This is a genomic window from Clostridium sp. FS41, assembly GCF_000954015.1.
In the GTDB taxonomy this organism is placed as follows: Bacteria; Bacillota; Clostridia; order Lachnospirales; family Lachnospiraceae; genus Enterocloster; species Enterocloster citroniae.
In genome coordinates this window covers 1-1,897 of sequence record NZ_JYHN01000016.1, presented here as the reverse complement: position 1 = coordinate 1,897, position 1,897 = coordinate 1, and the positions used below count along the sequence as shown (strand labels likewise).

3 protein-coding genes are annotated in these 1,897 nt (G+C 48.5%); all 3 read right to left on the bottom strand.

Annotated elements, in window-relative coordinates:
- Window positions 1–77 precede the first annotated feature (77 nt).
- On the bottom strand, window positions 78–521 hold the full coding sequence (locus CLFS41_RS02055; RefSeq protein WP_045091314.1) for a hypothetical protein: 444 nt from the start codon (window positions 519–521) through the stop codon (window positions 78–80).
- Window positions 518–916 carry a hypothetical protein gene (locus CLFS41_RS02050; RefSeq protein ID WP_045091313.1) on the bottom strand — a complete coding sequence of 133 codons (399 nt, stop codon included), beginning with the start codon at window positions 914–916 and terminating at the stop codon, window positions 518–520. Before CLFS41_RS02050 ends, CLFS41_RS02055 begins: the two co-directional genes overlap by 4 nt.
- Window positions 897–1,897: tail fiber domain-containing protein (locus tag CLFS41_RS02045; RefSeq protein ID WP_045091312.1), on the bottom strand; the 1,001-nt coding region annotated here is incomplete at its 5' end. The genes CLFS41_RS02050 and CLFS41_RS02045, both read right to left, overlap by 20 nt.

Here is a 1,897-nt window from a genome sequence, read left to right as displayed (position 1 = left end):
TGTCCACTGCTGTGGCCGTTGCATTATCGCAGTCAACGCCACCGGCTCCTCCTCCGCTCATAAAACCTCTAGCCATGTCAACTCACCCCCTTCAAACCCACTACTAAATCAAGTGTTGGTTTCATGTGCTTGCACGTAAATGTGATCTTCTCTGCGGCAGTGTCATAAAACGAGATATAACCATAGTTCTTTCGTAACAGTTTCTCATTGGCCCAGCTAGTCGCCCCTGATACATCAAGCAGCGGGACCGGCAGGTCATTGGCTGTCATTCCTGTTACAGATATAGTTTGTGTGTAGGGAGCCGCAGCACTCCATCCTGCCGCTGTGATCGTCACGCTTTTCATGGATTGGATCTTATTGACCTCCTCCCCAATTGCATCCATTTCCAATGCCCCCAGGGGATCCCCTCTCTGGGTGTACTCTGTCACATCTTCTAAATAACTCTTGCCGTTTCCAGCGTCATGGATGATATATAACCTATGTTCACCCGAAAACACATCATCCTTCCATCCTGTTTTCAAATCTTATCACCTCCAAGTGTAAATGCCAGCCTGCGCCGCCCGTGGATCTGCCCGGTCAGGTTGTTGTATATCAAAAGACAAGCAGATTCAATCCGGTTAAACTCCTTATAATCTGGCGTGGGCTGATTCGGATAATACGTCTGCTGCTCACCGATCACAAACGGATATGTATGGACTGGCAGGGCAGCCAGATTGGCTTCTATGGTATTGATTTCGTCAGCATAGATATAGTCTGTATAGGCCTTGTCCGTCCCCATATCTGTCAATGTGTACGCCTTGTATACCTCCAGGGACAGTTCCCGTAGGTAAGTGATATTGTTTTTCCAACGGTTATAATCTTGTATGTTAACCTTGTCCCCCTGTTTCCAGTTGGTCTTAGGTGTCTGCCACGCCATCAGCACCACCTCCTATCATGTTTTCAAGCCTTGACAACCGCTCCTCCAAGCTATCTATTTTACGTTGCTGTGCCTGTATCGTCTTAATCAACGGCGCCACAAACTCCTCATAACGCAGCCCATACTCATAGATAGGGTTACCATCCTTATCCAACACAGGGCTTAACTCCCCGGTCCGTTCGTCTGCCTGTTCCTTTGGACTTTTGACAAACCCAGCAAAGTCTTCCGCATCTATCCCCAAAGCATCCAGCAGTGTCTCAATGTCTTGCGCGATTAAGCCCCAATGGGTACGTCCAGATGTCCCATCATTGTATTTGTAGGTCACCGGCCTTGCGCCCATGATCAGCGCAGCTGCCCGCTCCTCATCCAGTTCCGCCTCGTCATGTTTTTGGTTACGGTCTGACGTGGAGATGCTGGCTGCCGTGGAATATATCTGCCCCCAGCGTAGTGATGATGTGCCCAGAGTAAATGTCCCGTTTGCCACCGGATACAATGCAGATGCAGATAGGTAGGCTGTTTTGCGGTTGCTTATTGTATTGCAGTTGGCCACTAACGCAATGCTGTTATCCGATGTAAGATACATGGTTTCACCAGCGCTTATCCCCTGGGCATTATACAGGTTCGTAGCACTCTCACCGGAGCCGACATACATGTTGCCGCCCCCCTCCAAAATGACCTCGGAACCGTAATTGTATTCATCCCCATCATCGTATACCTTGAGGACTGGACGGTTGTTTTTTCCATCATATGCTTCAAGAGTTTGGCTAAACCTTAGTCTGCTGTTAAATATGGCAATCTGAGGACTAAAAGTCGTCCCTCCGTCCGTTGAACTATAGACAGTGATCGTCCCATTCGCTTGCAGCTGCAGCCGGTACATGTTCCCATTGTCGGGGTTTTCAGACTGTAGACTTGCCCAACCTGTGTCACCAAAAACAATCTTGTTATTTAAACCCCCAGCTATGTTGATACGCTCATATAAAT

What these genes read in the sequence shown, in the direction of transcription:
- CLFS41_RS02050 (WP_045091313.1), bottom strand. Translation starts at nt 916, where the DNA reads ATGGCGTGGCAGACACCTAAGACCAACTGGAAACAGGGGGACAAGGTT.